An 18,955-nucleotide genomic window follows, 5' to 3' on the forward strand; every position below is an offset into this window, starting at 1 on the left:
TTATGGCGAGCACAATAAAAAGCGCCGCACCTAAACAATTATCGTTGTTGGGCTTTTTTGCTATAACGGCGTCGATGGTGATGGCCGTTTATGAATACCCCACGTTTGCAACCTCGGGTTTTTCCCTTATTTTCTTTCTGCTGTTAGGCGGCCTGCTGTGGTTTATTCCCGTCGGTCTTTGTGCGGCCGAAATGGCGACGGTGGAAGGGTGGCAGGAGGGGGGCGTTTTCACCTGGGTTTCTAAAACGCTCGGTGAAAAATGGGGATTTGCGGCTATTTCGTTCGGTTATTTGCAAATCGCGATTGGGTTTATCCCCATGCTCTATTTTGTGCTGGGTGCGCTCTCTTACATCCTCAAATGGCCGGAGCTAAACAACGATCCGATAGTAAAAACGGTAGCGGCGCTGGTGATCCTCTGGGGTCTGGCTTTAACGCAGTTCGGCGGCACCAGGAATACGGCACGTATTGCAAAAATCGGTTTTTTTGCAGGTATCCTGCTGCCTGCATTAATTTTGGTTGTTTTGGCGCTTAGCTATTTGCATTCCGGTGCGCCGGTCGCTATCAAAATGAGCATGTCGACTTTCTTCCCGGACTTTACCCAGATGGGTACCTTAGTGGTATTCGTGGCGTTTATCCTGAGTTACATGGGTGTTGAAGCTTCTGCAACCCATGTCAACGAAATGAAGAATCCGGGTCGGGACTATCCGCTCGCGATGCTGTTGTTAATGGTTGCGGCCATCTTCCTGAGTTCTATCGGCGGGTTGTCTATCGCTGCAGTGATCCCTCACAGTGATATTAATCTTTCGGCAGGTGTAATGCAGACTTTCACCGTGCTAATTAATCACTTTGGCAGCGGTTTTGAGTGGGCTATCCGTGTTATTGCCGCGTTGTTGATGTTGGGAGTATTGGCTGAAATTGCTGCCTGGATTGTCGGGCCATCTCGTGGAATGCTGGTGACGGCGCAAAAAGGCATATTGCCCGCGAGTTTCGCCAAAATTAATAAGAACGGTGTACCCGTCGTTCTGGTGATTTCCCAGTTAATCATCACTTCTGTGGCTCTGATTGTTCTGACCAATACAGGCGGCGGCAATAATATGTCATTCCTGATTGCGCTGGCATTAACCGTTGTTATTTATCTGTGTAGCTATTTCCTGCTCTTCCTCGGATATATCAATCTGGTGCGCAAGCAGTCGAAAAACAAGCGAACCTTTAATATTCCTGGTGGAAAAACGGTAAAACTTAGCGTTGCGATGGTCGGTTTACTGATTTCAATGATTGCCTTTGTGGTCTCGTTCTGTCCGCCTTCTGGTCTGCCGGGCGGGGAGGCGAACCACCTGTACGCGGGTCTGCTGATCGTCAGCTTCCTGGTAGTGGTGTCGATTCCGTTCATTATCTATGCATTGCATGATAAGCGTGGTAAGGCATGTAATTTAACACTTGAACCTATCACTACAGATTCAGCGCCTGAAGGACATTTCTTCATTCATCCGCGCGCGCGTTCGAAACATCATATCTTTGTAGGTGATAAAAAAATGCATTGATTGGAAACAAACAGACCAGTATGACTGGTCTGTTTACTTGTTTCGTGTCTGACCTACTTTATCGCTTCTTTCAGGATCTCATTTATAAAAGTTTGCCTGACAGCTTAATAAAGAAAAATACATCACTCAGGCTGTTAATACCTCTAAATAAATCACCGGCTGAAATGCTTTCCCTGAAGCATGACTTCACCCCGATCTTGTCCCCCACATTATTTCTAAACAACCCCAAAAAATGCCGCGCCTCCACCAGCGCATGCCGGTACAAAAACACCCTGATTATTATGTTCTGCTCCAGCCTGGCCAGCCGGATGATTTCCGCAATCACCTCTATATAGCTTTGTGCCCTGACGTCAAAATAATCGCTGCGATGCGTGATGGAATCGGCATTTACCTTATAAGTGTAATCTTTGCTGTCGGATAAACAGAATCGACCATTGGCCGCTGCAAGGTGAATGGTCCAGAGAATATCTTTGTGGCTTTTGCCGGACTGAAAGGAGAGGGAATGCTGGCGGATATAAGATGACCTGATGATCTGCAGCCACAGATAGTGTGGCCATTCGCGATGCGTCACGCAGTGGCGTATCCAGTCATGGCCGGATAGGTTTTTTCCGTAGGGCTGTTTGACATGCACAGCCGTTTTGGATGAAGAGGACCCCGTGCGCCAGGCATTGAAGATCATCACATCGGCCTGAGTGTTTATCGCGTCCTGCCAGCGTTCATAAATGAATCCGTCTTTAACGTCGTCGTCTGCATCAAGAAATATCACCCATTCGCCGCGATGGATATCCAGAGCGGCATTGCGTGCTGCATAGACGCCCTGATTTTCCTGCTCAATGAGGATGAACCGGTTGTCGCAGACATCCCGGATAAGATTGCCGGTAGCATCAGTGGAACCGTCATTAACGATAATGAGTTCAATAACGACACGGGTTTCCCTAAGGATCTTGCTGATGAGGTGACCGATGGTCTCTGCGGCGTTATAGACAGGAATGATGATGCTGACATCAATCCGTTCAGTTTGAATTTCTGAAATGAGCGTCATTCGTCATCATGCCTTTTGACCGGGATTTCTCTTCTTTCCCTGATTTCCGATTGAATATCGTAAATGCATTCCTCGAAAGCTCTTTATCCTGAGAAAATATCCGTTCGATGAAGTTTCTTTTTTTATTGCATCGGGTGCATTTTTTCATTTTCATCTCGTATTCGCATTATTCTTCATTTGGTATTTTCGCGGCGTAACAAATCCCGGCTGCAAAATGAGCCGCTAATAATATAAGAGTTTTAATCCATGTTCAGGAACGCCAAGGATAACCAGAGCTGGCAGGAAAAAGATAATCGTTTTGATAGATCAATAAGTAAGAACTGATCGTTAATACCGATCGACTTGCTGAGCTGGTTAACGACTTCATCGTTGCTGGCCGTCCGTCTTCCCGCAGACTGACTTCATGCACCCTGAAGCCAGCCCTTTGTGGCGCGATGACTTTGCCGGATTGCCGCCGGTTTACATCATCATGGCGGAATACGATCCGTTATGTGACGAAGGCGAGGCGCTGTACTCCCGGCTGACTGAGCAGGGTGTTGAATGTAATGCTCAGCGCTATCTGGGTGTCATTCATGGATTTTTCCAGCTCGGTGGGATCAGCAAGACAGCGCGAAATGTCATGCGGGATATCGCCGCGCACGTCAGTTCATCGGATAAGCCGTAATTTTTTTCATACGCATCAGGCTGCTGTTGGCCTGCTCGCATAATTCAAAGAGCACAGGGATCAGATGCGCTGATGCTTTCAGGTAGCCGCTGACCTGTGCAATCCCCTCCGGTGGGATTATCTCGCAGTTCTCCAGTCCTTCGCTCAAACACAACAACCCCTGGCATAGTCCGCCGGCGGACTCCGATGCCAGCGCGCTGAGATCATAAAGCTGCGCTTCCCCGAAGTGGCTGAGATCCAACCCTTCAATCAGTGAACGAAAAACGGTGACAGAGTTTGCGGTGAAGGCCGTGCTGTTTTCAGTATTAGTCATGAAGATCATTCCATTGTCAGTGAGTCGAGGCCCCCTTTACTGGCGGGGTGATTGCCGCTGCCAGAGAACTGTATGCCTGTTCATGCTGCAAAGAAATAACCTGTTTATATTTACAGTAGTTTGTTGTCGGAACTGGAAGATGTCTCGCAAAATTCGCACAGAGAATCGGGGATATTCACCACCAGAACGATATCCATGAGATAAAAATTGAAATTGGTTAATTAATAACAGTATTTTCCGGATATTATTCTGGCGATTTTGAATTAACTCAAATTCAATGTAATAATATTAAGTGGTTGTCACGTAATGTCATTATCACGCTGGCATGATTTACTTATTGATGCTATTTTTAGGATGTAATTGTTATTAAATATTTCAATGTTTTGTTCCGGCAAGTTTACAATTGCTCGTATTTTTATCATGTTGTTCTGTATTTAATCACTAAAACATAAAAAATTTCTTATAGTTACATATCACAATACTATTGTTTACTAATTGCTCCCTATATATAATTTTCTTATAAGGAACTTTCTGAATTTTCACTTTGTCCCCCGTCATACCTATGTTAATTATTTATACGCGGCGCAAGACCGCACACACATCACATAAATAATAAAGACAGGGTAATAATGAGCAATTTAAAAGCGTCAATCTTAATTGGCGGCGTCGTGCTGTCGGCATTATCTACCAGCGCCCGGGCCGAGATTACTGTTTTAGATAAAAATCCTCAGAGTAATGCTTTGCTGGCGCCATTAAGCTTGCAGGTCGGTGGCAGCATCCGTCCTGAGTGGATTTTCAATAACGGTCCGGAGCCTGGCTATTATAAAAATGGTCACGATGGCGGCACCCGTTTCCGCTTCCGTGGTGATTATAAACTGACGCAAGACACCTCAGTCATCGCATACTACGAGCTGGGTGTGGACATGGCTAACCTGCTGGGCATGAATGGTCACTATCCGGAAGGTGGTCAGCGTGATACTCAGCGTCAGTTATATGCAGGCTTTAAAGATGATCGCTACGGAACATTAACCTACGGCCACCAGTACGGTATTTATTATTCTGTCGTCGGGATTAAAAGTGACGTATGGGATAACGATGGTCATGCGGGCGGTACCGGTATTGGCATTAACGGCAGCTACGATGGTGCAAATAAGCCTAAAAACAGCATTAAATATACCAACGACTTTGGTCCTGTGACGTTATATGCCAACTACTTATTACCTGAAGATGAAATTCAGGCGGGCGAGGATCAGCACTATCGCCGTAATAATGGTGGTGGTTTAGGCTTCGATTATAAACTCACCAAAGATTTGGTCTGGAGTGCGGCGTATAGCCTGACTGACGCCACGGTGAAAGATAACCAATATAACGAAAAAGATTATCACCAGCAGTTGTCTGGTACCGCATTGACCTGGCAGCCAAACAACTGGTACATCGTCGGCACCGGCAGCTATTACAAAGATTTCGTGCCGAGCACCCGTGAAAATCCTGTTGAACATTATTTTGCTGGCAGCGGTTACGGCGTGGAAGGGTTCGTTGGTTATACCTTTAATTTCGACAAACCGTTCCTGAAATCTATCCAGCCATACGTTGCAGCCGATTCCCTGCAACTGAAAGGCGGCGAAGAATATCACGCGAACCACGTCTATCTGGGCGCGGGTACCACCATCGGTTACGGTTTGTCTGTTTACGTGGAGCGCACATTAGCGCACACCACCGACGACGAAGCAGACGCCACCTGGGTTACCGTCTTCTACGATTTCTAATTCACACGCCTCGTGGTTTATCAGGCCAGCGCAGTTGCGCTGGCTTTTTTACGTCTGTGAATCTGCTTAGTGCGTGAGTGTTTCCGTCATTTCTATAGCCACCACGTCGTCATCGCTAAATGGCATTTCCAGCGTCTGATAAAGCACTTCCAGCCGTTCACACAGAATATATCCCAGCAGGTCTTTCGCCTGCGGATTATCCAGCGACACAATGGCATAAGACAACGCACGACAGTGATCGACGATCTCTTCCAGTTCCAGCGGGGTATTGTCGTAAAGGTTAGGCATGTTGAGTACTCCAGAAAATAGTGAGTTTGCTACCACTGGAGACGCTAACCTCGGGGTGGTAGCTCAAACAGCGTTAGCGTTACCGGTTTTCTGGATCCGGTGCTTCGTGAGAAGCCACTGTCTGAGCCACCATAATTGGGGTGAGTGCAGACCGTACCACATTGGCTCTATTTTCATAGAGTTGTAGGTACCAGAAAATGACAGAACGCTAATTCTGACTGCGGGTTTTGCCGCTGTGGGGAGAGTCTAATACGTGGGAATTTATACAGTGAGAGGAATTTTTAGGCAGTTTTCAGTTTTGCGAGATGTCTTGGAAAAGGGATGAAACTGAACGTGTAAATACGTTATTTACTGAGTCTTTCGAGAGGAAGAGTGGCCAAACTATTCAAAAATTAAATGCATAAGTTGTAAGCAATTAAGAACCCATTATACTTCCAACCTATTGATTCACTTAACAGGTATCAGTAGATGATGGACGAAGAGATGTGTGTCGTTCTTGCGGAGAGTGATGACTCCAAATGGGATGACAAAACTGGCGAGCGATATCATTTTCCTAAGCAGTATCAAAAGTCACTCACCCCTGGAATGCGTTTTGTGTATTACAAAGGGAGGCTAAAGCCAGGGAACAAAGAGTATTCGTCAAAGCGCTTGTCAGATGCACCGCACTATTTTGGGATCGGGCGAATAAGCGAGATCAGACCGGATGAAGCCGGTCATCTATATGCAGTACTGACAGAGTTTCAACCGTTTGAACAGGCTGTTCTGGCTAAAAATGACGGTGTTTATTATGAAGAAATTCCCGAGCAGCAAAAATCTAATTACTGGCGTTTTAGCGTTCGCCCCATTTCAGGGGAAGTCTTTGCTGATATTGCTGTTGCGTCTGCGCTAACTGAATCACGCTTTATTATGGACGACATCGAGAGTGAAGAAATCCTTCAAGAAGATGCAACCGATGAGGAATCTCTGGTTTCATATGAGGAAGGGAAGAAAACTTCGAAGTTCGTTACAAAGTATGAAAGAAACCCAAAGTTGAAGAAGCTGGCAAAAAGTATACATGGCACTACCTGCTTCGCTTGTGGCTTCAACTTCGGTGATTTTTACGGGGAATATGCAAAGGACTTTATTCATATTCATCACGTTGTACCTGTTTCAGAATTTGGGATGTCTAAGATTGTAAACCCCAAAACAGATCTCGTTCCCGTCTGCGCTAACTGCCATGGGATCATACATCGCAAAAAAGATCGTACGCTCTCGATTGATGAGCTGAAAGATATGATTGCCGCGAGTAAGAAAACGCCCTAACAAGGGCGTTTTAACCTTTCCTGAAATCACCCCTAAAAAATCCTTCCCATCTCCAGTTGTCCCATCAGTAGCGCGTTATCACTGTAATCCACCGGGACGGCGACGACGGCGGGGCCTTGTACGTCCATGGCGGCGCGGAGGGTGCTTTCCAGCGTTTCGGCGGAGGTGACGGCGAATCCTTTGGCGCCGAAGGCGTCGGCGTAAGCTTTGAAATCGATCGGGCCGAACTGGATGCCGGAGGTGCGCTGGTATTTTTTCTCTTCCTGAATCGCCACCATGTTGTAGGCCTCATCGACCCAGATGATGTGCAGCAGGTTGACGCCCAGACGGACGGCGGTTTCCAGTTCCATGCTTGATTGCATAAAGCCACCGTCGCCGGATACGGAAACCACTTTTCGGCCAGGATCGACCAGCGCGGCGCCGATTGCCCATGGCAGTGCGACGCCCATGGTTTGCTGACCGTTGGAAATCAGCACCTGACGGGCGCGGAAGCTGTAAAGGTAGCGGGCGATCCAGATGTGGAAACTGCCCATATCGACGCACAGGGTGACGTCGCTGTTGACGATGTCCTGCATCGCACGCACCAGACGCAGCGGGTGGATCGCAAACTGGTTCAGGCTTCGGCCTTTCTGGGCCAGCAGTTCACGTTGCTGGCGGCGATCCTCAAGGATCTCGACAGCAGAGGCGCTCAGATCGATGCGTTGCGGGATCTGTTCGGTCAGCAGATCCAATGTGTCGGCGATGTCGCCCACCAGCTCAACGTCCGGCAGATAGTCGCTGTCGGTTTCGGCGGGCATCACGTCGATATGTACCAGTTCGGCGGTGCCGTTACTCCATTGCGCCGGTTCATACTCGACCGGGCTGTAACCGATGGTGATCACCAGATCTGCATTGCGAAGCAGGCGGTCACCGGCCTGATTGTTGAACAGACCGACGCGTCCGGCGAAGCGGTGGAAGGAAGCCTGATCGATAACGCCCGCCGCCTGATAGGTGCTGGTGACCGGCAGATCGCTTTTGTGCAGCAGACGTCGGATCGCTTCGGCGTTACGTGGCTGGCTGGCCATCAGGCCGAGCAGCAGCACCGGATTTTTGGCCTGTTTCAGTAACTGTGCGACCTGCAATATCGCGTCGTGCGGCGCGCTGCCCAGTACCGGCGGTTGCGAGGTGAGTAATTTACCGCTGGTCGGTTCATTGACGATATCCATCGGCAGGCTGATAAATGCCGCACCCGGACGCCCGAACTCGGCGGCGCGAAAACCGTTCGCCAGCACTTCGGCCAGCGCAGAAGGCGAGGTGACTTCGGCGGAATACTTGGTGACCGGGCGGAACATCGCCACGGTGTCCATGGTCTGGTGCACCTGTTTGACGTGGTCGGCGCGTTTAACGGCACCGCCGAGTGCGACCAGCGGATCGCCTTCGGATGTCGCGGTGGCGACGCCGGTGATCAGGTTCGAGCAGCCGGGGCCGGAGGTGACCAGCGCGACGCCTGCTTTACCTGTCAGGCGGCCAACGGCACCGGCCATAAAGGCGGCGTTGGCTTCGTGGCGTACCGGAATAGTTTTGATGGGGGAATCGACCAGCGAATCAAATACGCGGTCGATTTTTGCGCCGGGAATGCCGAAGACGTGTTTGACACCCTGTGCTTCAAGCTGCGCGACGACCAGATCCGCACCACATTTCCAGTCGGTTTTACTGTCTGAGTTTTTCATGGTTTTCATCCTTCTTTCTGCGGTCTGTTAACTTTCAACCGACTGAATCGCATCATTTAAATCATCAGGGCATAAGTTGGCGTGCAGGAAATCGCTGTCCTGCGGAAAGTCGATCAATAGCTTTTCGACCGTGCCGAAGGTCAGCACGCCGCGCTCAACCTGATAATCCAGCACATGGCCACCGCTGCTGCGTTCCTGATTGATAAAATGCTCGTGATAGCCCGCCACGTTAATGCCCTGCATATAGGCCGGTGTCAGAAATCCAATCAGCACGCCCTGGCTGTGTTCGATATGAAACGTCGGCTGGGCTTCGATGGCTTCCAGCATCGGTTTATACGGGCGGTGCTGTTCCGGCACGGTACGGGTCTCGACGCGGCTGAACTCGCCATCAATGCGCAGGGCGCAGAAGGTGTTCTGGCTGGCGACGACGTCGTCGATCACCTTATGGATTTGCTCGCGGGTATGCGGGTGGTCAATCACGTATTCATCAGTCGGGTTAAAGAATGTCATGACGGCGAACGGTGTTTTTTGTTCAGGAAGGGCGCGCCGGGCGCTGCCGTCGCCGCGTAACTGGAAGATGTTGCTGTTGAACGCGATCAGTTCGCCGTCGAGATGGTTGAAGGTACCGAGACCAAAATCGCCGTGTTCCAGCAGGTCTGCCATGGTGGTGTCGCCTTCATACACACCGCTCAGCAGGGCGCTCATCAGCGACGACTGATACAAAACGCGGTCAGGATGCTGATGTTTAAACGCTGTTGCGGTGCGGGCAATGTCCGCCACGCAGGAGCAGGATTCGGAATGGTTTTTCATGCAGGGGTCTCCATCGAATAATTAACTTTGCTAACTAAAAGGTTGACCCCATTCCGCCCTGAGTTCCAATATGAGGAGGTGTTCACTTTGAGACGTTTTTGATATGGAACTTCGTCACCTGCGCTATTTTGTCGCGGTAGCAGAGACGGGACACTTCACCCGTGCTGCCGAACAGCTTGGGATCTCCCAGCCTCCGCTGAGCCAGCAAATCCAGCGGCTCGAACATGAAATCGGTACCCCTTTACTCAAACGCCTGACCCGTGGCGTCGAGCTGACCGAAGCCGGAAAAGTGCTGTACGACGACGCACAAACCATCATCAAACTGACCGATGCCGCCCTTGAGCGCACCCGCGCCGTTGCGCGTGGTATGAACGGTACGCTGCGACTCGGCTTTGCCACGTCGACAGCGTTTAACCCGCAGGTTTTTGCGTTGCTGCATCGCTTTCGGGATAAATATCCGGGCATGGTTCTCGAACCGCTGGAAAAGGATATGGCGGGGCTGATGACGGCTATGAGCGAGGGCGCGCTGGATGCGGCGTTTATCCGTCTGCCATGCGAGCGCAGCAAAGAGTTCAGTTTTAAGGTGCTGGATATCGAGGAAATGATGGTGGCGCTGCCCAAAACCCATCCGCTCAGTCAGGGAAAGGAAGTCCGGCTGTCGGCGCTGCGCCACGATACGCTGATCACCTTCCCGCGAGATTTATCGCCGGGGCTTTATGATGCCGTCACGCATGCGTGTGAAGAGGCTGGATTTTCGCCGCGCTACGGGCAGCAGTGTCCGCAGATTACCTCGGCGCTGAGTATGGTGGCGACAGGATTTGGTTACGCGCTGATACCGGCGTCGCTGAGTAAGATTGATGAAGCCAATGTGAGGTGTCTGCCCCTGGCAGGGCAGACATTAACAACGCAGATCGCGCTCGCCTGGCGCAGAACGGATAACTGCAAGGCGGCGCTGCATCTGGTGGGATTGTTGTCGGTTAAACCACAATAATCACAGACACGCGGCGGTTCTGAGCGCGTCCGGCCTGGGTTTTATTGCTGGCGACAGGTTTGCTCTGGCCCAGTCCACGGGTATGGATATTGGCGCGCGGCATTCCGGCATCGGCAAAGGCGGCGGCGACGGTGTCAGCGCGGCGCAGCGACAGATCGTTGTTGTACGCCGGATCACCGTAGTTATCGGTATGGCCGTCGAGATTGACCTTGTTCAGGCCGACGTGCAGAAGTTCGCCCGCCAGTTTTTCTACTGACTGCTTACTTTCGGCGGAAAGCTTATCCTGATTATTGCCAAACAGAACTTTGGCATCCAGTCCCAGTTCCCAGCCCGCATCGGTTTGCGAGAAACCGTTCTTTTGCAGCACGGCGATTTGTTCCGGTGTTAATCCCGCAGGTTTACTCTGACAGGCGGCCAGCAGCACAATGCACAGCCCCATTGCGGCGAACTGATACCAGGATTTGAACGTATTGCAGGTCTTCATAGTCATTAATTCCTTTTAGTGTTTCATCGCGACAGGAAGCGGCATGCCTGAAGACACATGCCAGCAGCTGCCGGATATTCTTTTAGAGCGATACATGGCCTCATCGGCCTTTTCGAGAATTTCTTTCGCACTGTTTGCCTGTGAAGGCGAAAGCGCAATGCCGATGCTGAGTGACACATCCAGCGTTTTGTTGTTGAGCAAAATGACCGGCGTTTTCATGATCTCGACAATCCGCTCGGCGAACGCCACCGCTTCCGCGGTAGAGATCATCGGTTCAAGCAGAATGGCAAATTCATCGCCGCCCAGACGGGCCAGCACATCCCCCTTACGCAGAGTTTTTGCCAGTCTTTCGCCAATCACCATCAGCACCCGGTCGCCGGCGGCGTGCCCGAGTGAGTCATTGATTTCCTTAAAATTATCAACATCGATGAACAGCAACGCCAGCGATAGCGGTGCGCGCACCGGATTGAAACACTGATTAAGGGTATCAATGAAAAACGCGCGATTATGCAGACCGGTCAGGCCGTCGTGCAACGCTTTTTTTGTCAGCGAAACGTTCTCGTTCCTCATATGATTTTCCCAGGCTTCCAGCTCGGTCAGCAGGCTGTTGAAGTCCTGGCTCAGTGTATGCAGCTCGACTATTGGCGCGGAAGGAACGCGCAGACTAAACGACCGGTTAGCACTGACTTCATGGGTGACATGCGTAATGTGGCCGAGGGCATCGACAATGCCTTTTTGCATCCGGCGGGAAAAATACAGCGCGACCAGCGCGGTCAGCACCAGACAACCGAGCAGGCTCAGGATAGTTTCCGCCAGGAAGCCAATCAGACTGCTGCCGTTACCCTCAAGCCAGATGGTGCCGATGACCGAGCCGGAATGCACCACCGGTACGGTCACAGGGTCCGGAAACGCCACATGGCCGACGAACTGACCCAGTTTGTCCCAGTTGCTGTTGATCGGGCGTTGCCACTCGGTGAATGTCGCGCCCGCCGGCGTCAGAATTTTAGCCTGCGTGAAATCGCCACGTCTGGCGATAAATTCCAGCGAGTCATGCGCCGCCGAAGGGTCATTAAAGACCAGTGCCGCTTCCGTGGTGTAACCGATGGCGCGCGCAGTCAGTTGCAGATTGCTTTCCGCGTGAGAGCGCAGGGCGATTAACGCCAGCAACGTCAGCAGGAAACCGGCGAGACCGATCGCCGTTAAAATCACAATCACATGAATTCGGTTCAGTGCAGCGCTCAGCGTCGGACGCTGGCCTGACTGTTCAACCTCAGGAACAGGAATTTTGTTTTTCATGGTCACTCCTTTTCCCTGGCAAGTTGTAATACGGCGGGATTTACCCGCACGCCGCTGCGGGACAGCGTGTCCAGATTCAATTTGAATCCGGTATGAAGTGGCGTCATCACCAGACAAAATGCATTCAGTAATGCACAGGCATCATCCTGTTCACCGATAGTGAGAATTGCATGGCCTTCCAGGCGCTGATGTAAATCTGCCTGCTGTTCCGTTGTCATGTTGCCGGAATAAATAGCGTCGCACTCAGATGTGAGCAGCGGGCTGTCGAACGGAAGCGTCATGACTTTGAGTGGCCGGCCGGTGAATGCGCTGCCATCAGGGGTGAGTTGCGCGGCGTATTTCACGGGAGGGATGATGCAAAGCGTTAAGACGGAAGTGGGCGTTGCGCCTGGCCAGCGCGAATAGCTCAGGATGCCATTGACGGTCTGCGCGACAGCCGCATCCGCCTGCGGATCGCTGTCTTGTGCAACACCCGATGTCAGCGGAGCGACCATCAGCATCAGCAGCAGGACAATGCCATACGCAGCCTTAATAAAACGGCGTAGTGATATCCCTGCTGGCGGGCAAAAAGGTGATCGGGCTTTTCCCATTGAGTCGCTCTGTGTTTCTTCCGGTTGAAATGATTTCCGCAGCGTAAGAATAACTTTATCGGCAATAGTTCCGAAAGCGTAAGTGGAAAAATTTTCCTTCTGTAACTGCGGTCGCGTTGTGGCGTATTTTTTACACAAGTCAGAAAACAGAGGAAATTCAGAAGGAATATTAACGTATTCCGTTTTATCGAGGGAAATTTTAGTGGTCAATTTATGAACGATTTAGTTCAGGGAGTCAGACTATAAATAATACATGTTGCTTGTATTTCAATCGTTATTTAAATAATAGTCACGGGCATAACAAAATATCACAAAAAATAGATGTTACCGTAATCACTATTTGATGAATTTAAATTAGAGAAAATGTTAATGGTTTGGAATTTAAAGGAATATCAGTCCGCGTTTTAAAGATATTCGTGACCATGATCTCAAAGCTACGCGGTTATCCAGATTTTTATGCTGCTGATAGGTATCATGCCCGCATTAATGGTATGTTTTATCCGTCAGGGTGGTTTTTTTGATGACGGGTGCAGTAAAAAAACATCAACCATTCCTGGGGAAACGGAATTATTTTTATAATTAGGTGCTGAGGAATCATGGATAATACAACAATCGGGACGCTGTCTAAAAAATCGGTAAGTTCCTGGCGTAAAACTGACACTATGTGGATGTTAGGTTTATATGGAACAGCAATTGGTGCAGGTGTTCTCTTTCTTCCTATTAATGCCGGTATCGGCGGTCTCATTCCTTTAATCATTATGGCGATCCTCGCCTTCCCAATGACATTCTTCGCTCACCGCGGATTAACCCGGTTTGTATTATCAGGAAAGAATGCCGGTGAAGATATTACGGAAGTCGTGGAAGAGCATTTCGGTATTTCAGCCGGTAAATTAATTACCCTGCTTTATTTCTTCGCTATTTATCCTATTCTGCTGGTTTACAGCGTGGCGATCACCAATACGGTTGAGAGTTTTATTACTCACCAGATGCATATGAATGCGCCACCGCGTGCGTTGCTGTCTCTGATCCTCATTTTGGGCTTAATGACGCTGGTGCATTTCGGTCAGGATATGATCGTGAAAGCGATGAGTATTCTGGTCTTCCCGTTTGTTGCGGTGCTGATGGCGCTGGCGCTGTACCTTATTCCTAGCTGGAATACGTCAGTGTTTGAAAACGTCTCCATGTCCGGCAATGGCGTGGGTCACGGTATGCTGATGACATTGTGGCTGGTCATTCCGGTGATGGTGTTCTCCTTCAACCACTCGCCGATTATCTCCTCTTTCGCGGTCGCAAAACGCAAAGAGTATGGCGAAGACGCTGAGAAAAAATGTTCACGTATTCTGGCATTTAGCCACATCATGATGGTTATCACCGTGATGTTCTTCGTCTTCAGCTGCGTACTGAGCCTGTCTCCGGCAGACCTGATGGAAGCTAAATCGCAGAACGTGTCTATTCTGTCTTATTTAGCCAACCACTTCTCTAACCCGGTCATTGAATATATCGCGCCATTTATTGCCTTTATTGCGATTACTAAATCTTTCCTCGGCCATTATCTGGGTGCGCGTGAAGGTTTCAACGGCATGGTAATTAAGTCATTGCGTGGTAAAGGAAAAACTATTGCCCTGCCAACGCTGAACCGTTATACCGGCATCTTCATGTTATTAACTACCTGGTTAGTGGCAACCCTGAATCCAAGTATTCTGGGTATGATCGAAACGCTGGGTGGTCCGATTATTGCGATGCTGTTATTCCTGATGCCGATGTATGCGATTCGTAAAGTTCCTGCGATGAGAAAATACAGCGGTCATATCAGCAACGTGTTCGTGGTGATTATGGGTCTGATTGCCATGTCAGCCATCGTATTCAGCCTGATTGGTTAATGAATAAAATATTTAAAGCTAATTGAAATAAAGTGGGCGGGAATATTCCTGCTCACTTTCCTCCCGTATTTTTGCCCGTCATCTTATTCACATGGAGTGCCCACCGTGATCAGCGTCTTCGATATTTTCAAAATTGGTATTGGTCCTTCCAGTTCGCATACTGTTGGCCCGATGAAAGCCGGGAAAATATTCACTGATGAACTTATCTCTTCTGGCCATATTACTCATACCACCCGCGTGGTCGTCGATGTCTATGGTTCTTTATCGTTAACCGGTAAAGGCCACCACACCGATCTGGCGATCATCATGGGGCTGGCCGGCAATATGCCGGACGATGTGGATATTGATGCGATCCCGGCGTTTATACGCCAGGTGGAAACTTCCGGGCGACTGATGCTCGGCAAGGGCGCAAAGGAAGTGGATTTCCCGGCCGGTTCCGGTATGAATTTCCATTTTAATAATCTGCCGTTACACGAAAATGGCATGACAATCAGTGCGTTCAACGGCGACGAGCTGCTGTATACGCAAACCTATTATTCTATTGGCGGCGGCTTTATTGTCGAAGCCAGCAAATTTGGCCTGCAGGATGAAAACCCTGTGGTGCGACCGTACCCGTTCCGTTCGGCCAGTGATTTGCAAAAGCATTGCACCGACACCGGCCTGTCCCTGTCGGCGCTGATGCTGCAAAACGAGCTGGCCAGCCATACACGTGCAGAAATCAGCGAACACTTTGCGGCTATCTGGAATGTGATGAGCGAAGGCATTACGCGCGGTATTCATACCGAAGGGCTATTGCCAGGCCCGATGAAAATCAACCGTCGCGCCGCGGCGCTGCGTCGTATTCTGGTGACGCAGGATAAAAACAACGTTGATCCGATGGGCGTGGTGGACTGGATCAATATGTACGCGATGGCTGTTAACGAAGAAAACGCGGCAGGCGGACGGGTTGTTACGGCACCGACCAACGGCGCGTGTGGCATCATTCCGGCGGTGCTGACGTATTACGATCAGTTCATCCGTCCGATCAGCCCGGATTCTTACAGCCGTTTCTTCCTCGCATCCGGCGCGGTCGGCATTTTGTTCAAAATGAACGCCTCGATTTCCGGTGCAGAAGTGGGCTGTCAGGGCGAAGTCGGCGTGGCCTGTTCCATGGCGGCAGCCGGTCTGACTGAGCTGCTGGGCGGCAGCACGGCGCAGGTGTTTATGGCGGCAGAAATTGCCATGGAACATCACCTCGGGCTGACGTGTGACCCGCTCGCCGGACAGGTTCAGGTACCGTGCATCGAACGAAATGCCATTTCGGCGGTTAAAGCGGTCAATGCTTCACGTATGGCACTGCGCCGTACCAGCGAGCCGCGCGTGTGTCTCGATAAAGTCATCGAAACCATGTACGAAACCGGCAAAGACATGAACTCAAAATACCGTGAAACCTCGACCGGGGGCTTAGCGATTAAAGTGTTAGCTTGCAATTGATTTCTTTCTACATCATTTCCTAAAAAGGCGGGAAACCGCCTTTCTCGTCTCCTTCCTGATTTTTGTCCTGTGCTATGTTTTCAGATACCTGCATTACGCAGAGGTAAGTTTTTTCTGCCTCACAACACCTGGAAAACAGTTAAAAGGAAAGATCCGGCATGTCTAAATTCTTTATGAATGACCGTAAGTCTCTGATTAACGATGTTATTGAAGGGGTGATCCTGACCTCTCCCTACAAAAATCTGGCAAAACTGGACGTCGATCCGGCTATCCGCGTGGTCGTTCGCCGCGACTGGGATAAGAAAAAAGTCGCTCTGATTTCCGGCGGTGGCTCCGGTCACGAACCGGCCCACGTCGGTTTTGTCGGTAAGGGTATGCTCACCGCGGCGGTATGCGGCGAAGTGTTTGCGTCACCGAGCGTGGACGCCGTGCTGAATGCGATTGTGGCGGTCACCGGTAAAGCGGGCTGCCTGCTGATTGTGAAAAACTACACCGGCGACCGTCTGAACTTTGGTCTGGCGGCCGAGAAAGCTAAAGGCATGGGCTACGACGTCGAGCTGGTGATGGTATCCGACGACATTTCTCTGCCGGACAACAAGCAGCCTCGCGGCATCGCGGGGACGGCGCTGGTGCATAAAATTGCCGGTTATGCCGCAGAGCAGGGGAAATCTCTCAAAGACGTCACCAAAATTGCGCAGCAGGCCATTGATGCCACGGCGAGTATTGGAGTGGCGGCCGCAGGTTGCAATCTGCCGGGCGGCGGCGAAGATGAAGAAGAACAGCGTATCGAATCGGGCCACGTTGAGCTGGGATTGGGTATTCACGGCGAGCCGGGCGTCTCGACGATGAAAACTCAGAACAGTAAAAAAGTGGTGGATACGCTGGTTGAAAAGCTCCAGCAGCATGTGAAAAAAAGCGACAAGCTGGCGGTATTGATCAATAACCTCGGCGGCGTTTCTCCGCTTGAAATGAGTCAGATCACTAAAGAAGTGGTGCATTCAGCGCTGGGCAGTTCGGTGCGTTATCTCATCGGACCCGCCTCACTCGTCAGTGCGCTGGATATGAAAGGTTTTTCTCTTTCCGTGATCGCGTTGAAAGGCGGAATTGAAGAGGCGTTGCTGGCAGAGGTGGAGGCCGCGGGCTGGCATCCGCTGGTTAAGCTGGAAAAACTGGCGACCAAGAAAGGTAAAGCCATCAGCGATAAAAAATCCGTTAAGGCGTCATCGAATGCTGAAGTCGGCAAGATCGTCGAAACCATCACACAGACACTTTCCGGTCTGGAAGATGAACTGAATAAGCTCGATGCCAAAGTGGGTGACGGCGATACCGGTTCGACATTTGCCACCGGCGCGCGCGATATCCAGAAGCAGAACAAAGGCAAAAAATTGCCGCTGAATAATGTTGCCGATCTTCTTGGCGTAGTCGGCGATCGTCTGGCAACAGTGATGGGCGGATCGAGCGGCGTGCTGATGTCGATCTTCTTCACGGCCGCGGGTAAGAAAGTCGCTGAGGGCGAGAAATTACCAAAAGCGCTGCTGTTCGGTCTGGAGCGCATGAAGCATTATGGCGGTGCTGACCTCGGCGATCGCACGATGATCGACGCACTTCAGCCCGCGCTGGAAGCCCTTGGCAAAAAAGATGCGCTGAAAGGTGCAGCGAAAGCCGCCGCCAAAGGTGCCAAAGACACGGCCAGCATGAAGAAAGCTAACGCCGGGCGCTCATCCTATCTGAGCAGCGACAGCCTGAAAGGCGTCAAAGATCCGGGTGCAGTCGCAGTCGAAAAAGTGTTTGAAGCACTGGCGAAGAAATAAGAGTTTTTCTTTTAAAAGAAAGGCCTGCGGCAAATTGGCAGGCCTTTAAGAGAATGTCATTACCCGTCCTTTAACTACGTTACGTTATGAAAATTCGTTTTTGTTTATCAGCGAGTAGGTCTTTGTATCCTTTATTCTCTGGGTTTTACCGGAATACGTTTGCTCTGAAATAAGCAGTCGTCCAACGCGCACACTTTCTCTGGAACATTGGTCGTAAAAAGGATCGTAAGTTCCACGGCCACATTTCCCCTTCAGGCCACGGTTCGACCATTTATTCATTTTCATTTTCCATTCGAGAGAATAATGCGCCAGAGGACAGACAATTTTTCCCCACGGGTCGCAAATTAACGTATTTTCCATAATTTTTCCGCTGCCGCGCGGGGGTTCAGTTCCTACTAATACCAGGCTGTGATCGACAGGGTGCTTGAGAAAAATAGTGAGTATTTTTATTGGCGTTTTGACGAGTTTTTCAAGTTCACGAATATGTTCAGTGAGATACCAGAACGCGATCATGGCATTTTCACCACAGTTACCGGCATTGCGTATCCCGTTGCGGTGATCCTGTTCGTACTTCCTGTAGACCTGTTGTGGTGCCAGTTTGAGCTTTCTGTTAGCGGCCAGATTCAGAGAACGATCCCTGTCTCCGCCCAGAGAATGCATCCGGTACTTGTCGGGATTGGTCATCATCAACCCATCGATCATTCTTTTATCAGGATAGAATTTATTGGCTGATTTCATGGGGATTCTTGAGCGTGTATAAAGCATCGCTTCCCTGAGTTTTGGCAACAATAATTTTTGAAATTGTTTACTGTCCATGGCCATGATGATCCTTCAATGTGAAAGTAATTAACGGATCATTTGAGCACTCTTTAATCCGCAGATACAGGAAATGACATATTCAGAAATCTCAATTACGGAGGAAATTAAATAGCCCGGTTGGGATCCCGATAGCTAAAAAGAAGAAGTTGATCTAAAACAAATTTAGGCGATTTGCT

16 protein-coding genes and 1 pseudogene are annotated in these 18,955 nt (G+C 50.2%); 8 read left to right on the forward strand and 9 right to left on the reverse strand.

Annotated elements, in window-relative coordinates; genetic code table 11:
- Window positions 1-2: 2 nt before the first annotated feature.
- Entirely contained in the window at window positions 3-1,541 is a 1,539-nt protein-coding gene (gene gadC / locus CKQ54_RS06235; protein ID WP_113876275.1) for a glutamate/gamma-aminobutyrate antiporter, read from the forward strand.
- A gap of 82 nt (window positions 1,542-1,623) precedes the next feature.
- On the opposite strand, the gene CKQ54_RS06240 is transcribed toward gadC, so the two are convergent.
- The gene (locus tag CKQ54_RS06240; RefSeq protein ID WP_120349669.1) at window positions 1,624-2,583 is read right to left on the reverse strand and encodes a glycosyltransferase; all 960 of its coding nucleotides are present in this window, start codon (window positions 2,581-2,583) and stop codon (window positions 1,624-1,626) included.
- Window positions 2,584-2,956: 373 nt separating this feature from the next.
- Here CKQ54_RS06240 and CKQ54_RS06245 point away from each other — a divergent pair.
- Window positions 2,957-3,247 (forward strand): annotated as a pseudogene (locus tag CKQ54_RS06245) (alpha/beta hydrolase fold domain-containing protein); the annotation flags it as partial.
- On the opposite strand, the gene CKQ54_RS06250 reads toward CKQ54_RS06245, so the two are convergent.
- Window positions 3,225-3,560 carry a hypothetical protein gene (locus tag CKQ54_RS06250; RefSeq protein WP_112289468.1) on the reverse strand — a complete coding sequence of 112 codons (336 nt, stop codon included), beginning with the start codon at window positions 3,558-3,560 and terminating at the stop codon, window positions 3,225-3,227. The pseudogene CKQ54_RS06245 and the gene CKQ54_RS06250 overlap by 23 nt on opposite strands.
- A gap of 629 nt (window positions 3,561-4,189) precedes the next feature.
- On the opposite strand from CKQ54_RS06250, the gene CKQ54_RS06255 reads away from it, so the two are divergent.
- Window positions 4,190-5,326, forward strand: a complete 1,137-nt coding sequence (locus tag CKQ54_RS06255; protein WP_120161996.1) for a porin — start codon at window positions 4,190-4,192, stop codon at window positions 5,324-5,326.
- 66 nt (window positions 5,327-5,392) lie between these two features.
- Here the strand turns inward: CKQ54_RS06255 and CKQ54_RS06260 are convergent, their stop codons facing one another.
- Complete coding sequence (locus CKQ54_RS06260; RefSeq protein WP_120161995.1) at window positions 5,393-5,614, reverse strand: hypothetical protein; 222 nt, start codon at window positions 5,612-5,614, stop codon at window positions 5,393-5,395.
- Window positions 5,615-6,082: 468 nt separating this feature from the next.
- Between CKQ54_RS06260 and CKQ54_RS06265 the strand changes: the two genes are divergently transcribed.
- Window positions 6,083-6,916: an HNH endonuclease gene (locus tag CKQ54_RS06265; protein WP_207914769.1), complete on the forward strand. Its 834-nt coding sequence runs from the start codon at window positions 6,083-6,085 to the stop codon at window positions 6,914-6,916.
- Window positions 6,917-6,948: 32 nt separating this feature from the next.
- On the opposite strand, the gene alsS is transcribed toward CKQ54_RS06265, so the two are convergent.
- Window positions 6,949-8,625 (reverse strand): acetolactate synthase AlsS, encoded by a 1,677-nt coding sequence (gene alsS / locus CKQ54_RS06270; protein WP_120162007.1) that lies wholly within the window; start codon window positions 8,623-8,625, stop codon window positions 6,949-6,951.
- A 27-nt stretch (window positions 8,626-8,652) separates the two neighbouring features.
- Window positions 8,653-9,435, reverse strand: coding sequence for an acetolactate decarboxylase (gene budA / locus CKQ54_RS06275; RefSeq protein WP_120161994.1), 783 nt, complete (start codon window positions 9,433-9,435; stop codon window positions 8,653-8,655).
- 103 nt (window positions 9,436-9,538) lie between these two features.
- On the opposite strand from budA, the gene CKQ54_RS06280 reads away from it, so the two are divergent.
- Window positions 9,539-10,426 carry a LysR family transcriptional regulator gene (locus CKQ54_RS06280; protein ID WP_112289474.1) on the forward strand — a complete coding sequence of 296 codons (888 nt, stop codon included), beginning with the start codon at window positions 9,539-9,541 and terminating at the stop codon, window positions 10,424-10,426.
- Here the strand turns inward: CKQ54_RS06280 and yfiB are convergent.
- From yfiB to yfiR, 3 genes are read right to left on the reverse strand one after another with little or no spacing between them, the layout of a single operon-like run.
- On the reverse strand, window positions 10,413-10,910 hold the full coding sequence (yfiB, locus tag CKQ54_RS06285; protein ID WP_112289475.1) for an outer membrane lipoprotein YfiB: 498 nt from the start codon (window positions 10,908-10,910) through the stop codon (window positions 10,413-10,415). The genes CKQ54_RS06280 and yfiB overlap by 14 nt on opposite strands.
- A 15-nt stretch (window positions 10,911-10,925) precedes the next feature.
- Window positions 10,926-12,206, reverse strand: coding sequence for a diguanylate cyclase DgcN/YfiN (gene dgcN / locus CKQ54_RS06290; RefSeq protein ID WP_120161993.1), 1,281 nt, complete (start codon window positions 12,204-12,206; stop codon window positions 10,926-10,928).
- A gap of 2 nt (window positions 12,207-12,208) precedes the next feature.
- Window positions 12,209-12,796 carry a regulatory sequestration protein YfiR gene (yfiR, locus tag CKQ54_RS06295; RefSeq protein ID WP_120162006.1) on the reverse strand — a complete coding sequence of 196 codons (588 nt, stop codon included), beginning with the start codon at window positions 12,794-12,796 and terminating at the stop codon, window positions 12,209-12,211.
- 596 nt (window positions 12,797-13,392) lie between these two features.
- On the opposite strand from yfiR, the gene CKQ54_RS06300 reads away from it, so the two are divergent.
- The 3 genes from CKQ54_RS06300 to CKQ54_RS06310 all read left to right on the forward strand — a co-directional run bounded on the left by CKQ54_RS06300 (window position 13,393) and on the right by CKQ54_RS06310 (window position 17,960).
- Complete coding sequence (locus CKQ54_RS06300) at window positions 13,393-14,676, forward strand: HAAAP family serine/threonine permease (RefSeq protein ID WP_120161992.1); 1,284 nt, start codon at window positions 13,393-13,395, stop codon at window positions 14,674-14,676.
- A 105-nt stretch (window positions 14,677-14,781) separates the two neighbouring features.
- Window positions 14,782-16,149 carry an L-serine ammonia-lyase gene (locus tag CKQ54_RS06305; RefSeq protein ID WP_112289478.1) on the forward strand — a complete coding sequence of 456 codons (1,368 nt, stop codon included), beginning with the start codon at window positions 14,782-14,784 and terminating at the stop codon, window positions 16,147-16,149.
- A 158-nt stretch (window positions 16,150-16,307) separates the two neighbouring features.
- Window positions 16,308-17,960, forward strand: a complete 1,653-nt coding sequence (locus tag CKQ54_RS06310; protein WP_120161991.1) for a dihydroxyacetone kinase subunit DhaK — start codon at window positions 16,308-16,310, stop codon at window positions 17,958-17,960.
- Window positions 17,961-18,044: 84 nt separating this feature from the next.
- Here CKQ54_RS06310 and CKQ54_RS06315 read toward each other — a convergent pair whose 3' ends face one another.
- Window positions 18,045-18,776 carry a hypothetical protein gene (locus CKQ54_RS06315; RefSeq protein WP_120162005.1) on the reverse strand — a complete coding sequence of 244 codons (732 nt, stop codon included), beginning with the start codon at window positions 18,774-18,776 and terminating at the stop codon, window positions 18,045-18,047.
- Window positions 18,777-18,955 lie beyond the last annotated feature (179 nt).

The sequence above is a fragment of the Rahnella variigena genome, assembly GCF_003610915.1.
GTDB classification, from domain to species: Bacteria; Pseudomonadota; Gammaproteobacteria; order Enterobacterales; family Enterobacteriaceae; genus Rahnella; species Rahnella variigena.